Genomic DNA, 5439 nt, shown 5'->3' with positions numbered 1-5439 from the left:
ACGCTTGGTCGAGATCGTCGAGTGCAGATAGGTCAACGTAGCCTGATCATCGAGCCAGGTGCATTCCGGCATGAAGCCTTCGACGAGTTGAAGTACGCGCTGGGTTTGATCAATGAACCCGCGGAGCACTTCGCGCGCATCGGCTCCAACGGTACGATCGCGGCCCTCGTAGAGCAGCCGCTCTGCCCTGGCGGCTCCCTCCTCCGGCGGCAGGTAGAGGAAGGTCAGAAAAAAACTGGACTCATAGTGGGCGCCTGCCTCTTCGAATTGAGCCTTGCGTTCGGCATCGACCAGCGCTGACGCGACATCCGGAAAGGTGTTCGGCGGGTAAGCACCCGCAAAATGACGCTGCGCCTCAACGAACACGGCCCAGCCGGCTCCCAGGCGACGCAAGGCGTTGTTCAGACGACCAGCGATGGCTACGAGTTCAGCCGGCACCGCGCTGTCGAGGTCAGGTCCCCGGAATTTCGCCGTCCGTTGGAATGAGCCGTCCTTGTTCAGGATGATGCCCTCGTCGACGAGGGCTGCCCAAGGCAGGAAGTCGGCGAGACGGGCGTTGGAATGGCGGTATTCGGCGAGATTCATCATGACAAAGGGCTCAAGCGTTTAGATGACCGGGAATGCGCAAATGTCTGCGCACCACATCGACGAAAGCGGGATCACGCTTTGCGGCCCAGACGGCCGCCATGTGACCGATGAACCAGAGCACGAGACCCGCGACCCACAGCCGCAATCCAAGCCCGAGCGCCGCCGCAAGCGTGCCGTTGACGATCGCGACCGACCGCGGCGCGCCGCCCATCAGAATTGGTTCGGAGAGTGCACGGTGAACGGGCACGACAAAGCCAGCGACCTGCTCTTCCATCAGATCACCACGCCGCCGCCGAAGGAGAAGAACGACAGGAAGAAGCTCGAGGCAGCAAACGCGATCGACAGACCAAACACGATCTGGATCAGCCTGCGGAAACCACCTGACGAGTCTCCGAATGCGAGCGTGAGTCCGGTCACGACGATGATGATGACCGCGATGATCTTGGCGACCGGCCCCTCGACCGATTGCAGGATCTGATTGAGCGGCTGTTCCCACGGCATGTTCGAGCCAGCCGCCCATGCTGACGACGTCGTCAAGAGAACCGAACCGAAAGCAGCGAGCGACGCGGCTTGCCGAAGAACACGAGAGCCCAAACGCATGTTAGTCTCCTGCTGATGAAAGGCTGTAGTCGCCGGCAACCCCAAGGCCCGTGACGGAGGCGAGCTCGGCGAGGCGGCGATCGGCACCGCGACCCGCAAGAACAGCGACGAGGTTGATAGTCTCGGCGATGAGCGCGCGTGGAACAGTGATGACGGCTTCCTGAATGAGTTGCTCGAGCCGCCGCAGCGCGCCGAGCGCGGTGCCGGCATGAATGGTCCCGATGCCACCAGGGTGACCCGTGCCCCAGGCTTTGAGCAGATCGAGTGCTTCGGCACCGCGGACCTCGCCGATCGGAATGCGATCAGGACGCAGCCGCAGTGAGGAGCGAACAAGATCAGACAACGTGGCCACGCCATCTTTGGTCCGCAAAGCTACAAGGTTAGGCGCTTTGCACTGGAGTTCGCGTGTGTCTTCGATCAGCACGACCCGATCGGAGGTCTTAGCCACCTCGGCCAAAAGCGCATTCGTCAAAGTGGTCTTGCCGCTCGATGTCCCACCGGCGACAAGGATGTTCTTCCGTGCAGCGACCGCGTTCTTCAGGATCTTGGCCTGCGCCGAGGTCATGATCTCCTTGGCGACGTAGTCGTCGAGCGTAAACACAGCAACCGCGGGCTTCCGGATTGCAAACGCCGGAGCCGCAACGACCGGAGGCAATAGACCCTCGAAGCGCTCGCCGGTACCAGGAAGTTCGGCCGATACACGTGGCGAAGCGGAATGAACTTCGGCACCGACATGGTGCGCGACCAGGCGAACAATTCGCTCGCCATCGGCGGCGGACAGAGTCTCGCCGGTGTCAGTCAAGCCGCTGGACAACCGGTCGATCCACAACCGCCCATCGGGATTGAGCATCACCTCGATGATCGCTTCATCTTCGAGGTAGCCAGTGATCGCTGTGCCAAGCGCGCTACGCAGCATCCGTGCACCGCGCGAATTCGCTTCCGATTGAATGGAATGGATTGTCACCGCGGTCCCCACCGAACGAGAACGTCCAAAGGGCGTCCTCAGATGGGATGATTAGAAAAGGCACCAAACGATCAAAGGCAACGAGAGCTTTCGGCGATCGTAGATCAGCGTAGAAAAGGAAAGACTGCGAACTGCTATTGATGCCCACTCGACCGTATCGGCCCGCTGCAGCCGCAGTTTACCACTCCGCATCGTCACCGGTTTGCTCGCAGAAGATGCCTGCTTCGACGGCGTCGAAAGCACCGGCAGGCATGATGGAAGGAATAGAAGCCATCCGCGAAGTGAAGGATTGGAGCCAGGGTAGCGCGAACCAGGCCAATGCCGCGATCTGAAGTGCGACGTTGAGACCAAACGCGACTTGGTAGGCCACAATGGATCTATGACCATCCTCTGTGGACCACTGCTCCAGGACCACACCCGTCGCGTATTGGGCCAGGAATGCCCAACCGAAATGCAGAACGTTCAAGGCACCGTTGGCGCGACCGGCAAGCTCTGGTGGATAGTAATCAGCTATCACCGCGAAGCTGACCACGGTTGCCGTCGCGATAATCGCTACAACGGACCACGGCAGAATGGACGGCAACGGCATGCGCAGGATCAAAGCGGCCTGTGCTACGATGAACAGCAGCGCGATCGTCACCAGTATGGTCTCCGCCCCGACTCCTCTTCGTCTGAAGCAATAAACCGTCGTACCGAACAACCAAGCACCGCCGCTAAGTACGAGCGACATTATGAACAGCTGTCTGACGAGACTTGTCCGATTAAGCCCCTCCACGTCCACCAGCCACGGCGATGCCCACAATCCTTGCAAAGACCAGGCTGATCCAACGCAAGTCGCCGACAACGGGGCAATACGCCAGAAACGCTTATCGCCAAAAACGGAGCTAAGGGTGGCGGAGATTGGCACTCTCGATGGGACAGTGACTCGTTCAGGAACCACGACGTAAATGAGCATGGCCGTGGCGGCGGTCGTGGCCGCAAGGATTTCGAAGAGTTGCCGCCAGTCCATCCAGGTGAGTAGGTGTTCGACTGGAGCCGTGGCGGTCACCGCCCCGAGTGACCCCAGCATGATCATGTAGCCGTTCAGCAAGGCTACTCGTTCTCTGGGAAACCATAGAACTATGGCCTTCAGTCCGGCCATCAGCGCCGCCGCCACGCCAAGCCCGATCATTGCACGTGCGATCAAAAGCGACAGGAAGCCAGTCGATACCGCGAACAATCCGGCGCCCGCCGCGGCGAGCAACAGCAGAGCGCTTTGGACGCGACGCGGACCAAAGCGGTCCAGCAAAATGCCGACCGGGATCTGAGCCGCCGCGAAAACAAGGAAATAGACTGATGTAAGCAGCCCGAGGTCTGCTGTCCCGAGCCCGGTATCGGAGCTGAGATGACCGGCGATCAAAGCGTTGATCGTTCGAAACAAATACGAGAGATAGTATCCAGCGGCAAAAGGGAGAAAAACGCGCGCAAGTCGACACCATGCTATCGAGATTTGCATGCCGGCCCCTTTGCTTTCAACTCCTTCGAGCCGATAGCGCGTCCAGCTTTTTGTCAGTCGGCAAAAATCGCTGCGGTCGTAGGCTGGCGTAGAAAGAGAAGGCGCCGGCGCGATAGCGAATTCAGGAGGCTCAGCCAGTTTCGCCGGCCGACTCCTGATGGAGGATATCTTCGGGAACCTCGCGCAAAAAGCTTTGCCCTTTTTGCAGACGGCGCCCGAGCGCCTCGATGAATCCTTCAAAGCGCTCCCTGCCCTTGGCCTGCGCGGCGGCCTGCGCATCGTTGGGCAACGGTGGCGTGATCGTCAGCCAGAAGCGGATGAAGAGGGCCAAGGTCTCGGCCGTCAAACCAACGTCGCGTTCCAGCCTCTGCATCTGTCTCGATAGCCGATCGAGGCGCCGGGTGAACGCTGCCTCCTGCCGGTCCGCTCCATCCGGTGACAGAAACGAAGCAACAGCCGCTTCGACGATCGCAGACCGGGAAAGCTTCTTGCGATCGGCTAGATCCGATATCTGCTTCAGAAGCTCCGGCGGGAAATACACGTTCATCCGGTCGCGCATGTGTCTCAGAGCTCCATCCCGTCATCCGGATCCATTGCGACCTGACGCGCGACGCCACGCATCTGCTGGCGGAGAAGCCGGGTCTGGCGGACGGCATCCTCGTCGTCGTCAAGAACGGCGGCAAATTCCTCTGCCGGCGTCGGTTCGGTCGTCTCCTTGGCGATCGCGACATGATCTGGAAGTTCGGGCTCGCGACGGAGGCCGCTGTTCGCCGTGTCGTCCTCTGCATGCTCCCTTTTGTCGGTAGGCTCGGTCGCTGGCGTCATGGTTCCGAGCGTTGACCACCCGTCCGCTCGAGATGATCGACTGGAAGCCGCGGGATCGGGCGGCGACAAGACACGTTCCGTGAACCGCCGGTCCTTGTAGTAGCGCGCCTTTTTCGCCCGGATCGGCGGCGTGCCCGCCACCATCACGACCTCGTCCATCGGCGGAAGCTGCATGACCTCGCCAGGCGTCAAGAGCGGCCTCGCAGTCTCCTGGCGCGACACCATGAGGTGCCCCAGCCAGGGGTTCAACCTGTGGCCGGCATAGTTCTTCATCGCCCGCATCTCCGTCGCTGTACCCAACGCGTCTGACACACGTTTAGCCGTTCGCTCGTCATTGGTGGCGAAGCTGACCCTGACATGGCAGTTATCGAGGATCGCATTGTTGGGCCCGTAGGCCTTCTCGATCTGATTGAGCGATTGCGCGATCAAGAAACTCTTGATTCCGTAGCCCGCCATGAAGGCGAGTGCCGACTCGAAAAAATCAAGCCGCCCGAGCGCTGGGAACTCGTCGAGCATCATCAGGACTCGGTGCCGACGATCGCGTGCGTGCAAATCCTCGGTCAAGCGCCGGCCGATCTGATTCAGCACCAAGCGGATAAGAGGCTTGGTCCGCGAGATGTCGGAGGGCGGGACTACAAGGTAAAGCGTCGTGGGGCTGGCGTCAGCGATCAGGTCGGCGATCCGCCAGTCGCAACGGCAGGTCACGCGGGCCACCACTGGATCGCGGTAGAGCCCGAGGAACGACATGGCCGTGGATAGGACGCCGGAGCGCTCATTCTCGGATTTGTTGAGGAGTTCGCGCGCGGTTGAGGCGACAACGGGATGAGCACCCTGCTCGCCAAGGTGCTGCGTGGTCATCATTGCCTTCAACGTCGCTTCGATCGGCCGCTTTGGGTCGGAGAGAAAGGCAGCTACGCCGGCCAGGGTCTTGTCCATTTCGGCATAGAGGACGTGGAGAATGGCGCCA

Annotated in this window: 6 protein-coding genes and 1 pseudogene; all 7 read right to left on the bottom strand. The window is 60.7% G+C overall.

Translation table 11 applies throughout. The features are described 5' to 3' along the window. Positions 1-588: pseudogene (locus tag AKL29_RS45715) on the bottom strand (conjugal transfer protein TrbE); the annotation flags it as partial. 10 nt (positions 589-598) lie between these two features. Continuing rightward, entirely contained in the window at positions 599-862 is a 264-nt protein-coding gene (locus tag AKL29_RS28955) for a VirB3 family type IV secretion system protein (protein WP_050386508.1), read from the bottom strand. After that, a complete protein-coding gene (locus AKL29_RS28950) occupies positions 862-1188 on the bottom strand; it encodes a TrbC/VirB2 family type IV secretion system protein (protein WP_050386507.1) in 327 nt (108 codons plus the stop codon). The genes AKL29_RS28955 and AKL29_RS28950 overlap by 1 nt, the downstream gene beginning before the upstream one ends. A gap of 1 nt (position 1189) precedes the next feature. After that, the gene (gene trbB / locus AKL29_RS28945; protein ID WP_193395258.1) at positions 1190-2104 is read right to left on the bottom strand and encodes a P-type conjugative transfer ATPase TrbB; all 915 of its coding nucleotides are present in this window, start codon (positions 2102-2104) and stop codon (positions 1190-1192) included. Positions 2105-2330: 226 nt separating this feature from the next. Continuing rightward, positions 2331-3647, bottom strand: coding sequence for an MFS transporter (locus tag AKL29_RS28940; RefSeq protein WP_050386506.1), 1317 nt, complete (start codon positions 3645-3647; stop codon positions 2331-2333). 130 nt (positions 3648-3777) lie between these two features. Beyond that, positions 3778-4206, bottom strand: coding sequence for a CopG family transcriptional regulator (locus tag AKL29_RS28935; RefSeq protein WP_050386505.1), 429 nt, complete (start codon positions 4204-4206; stop codon positions 3778-3780). Between the two features lie 5 nt (positions 4207-4211). Then, the coding region (gene traG / locus AKL29_RS45710; RefSeq protein ID WP_244482480.1) for an IncP-type conjugal transfer protein TraG at positions 4212-5439 on the bottom strand (1228 nt) is incomplete at its 5' end.

It is taken from the genome of Bradyrhizobium pachyrhizi (genome assembly GCF_001189245.1).
Taxonomy (GTDB): domain Bacteria; phylum Pseudomonadota; class Alphaproteobacteria; order Rhizobiales; family Xanthobacteraceae; genus Bradyrhizobium; species Bradyrhizobium pachyrhizi.
This window is presented reverse-complemented; position numbering and strand designations above follow the sequence as displayed.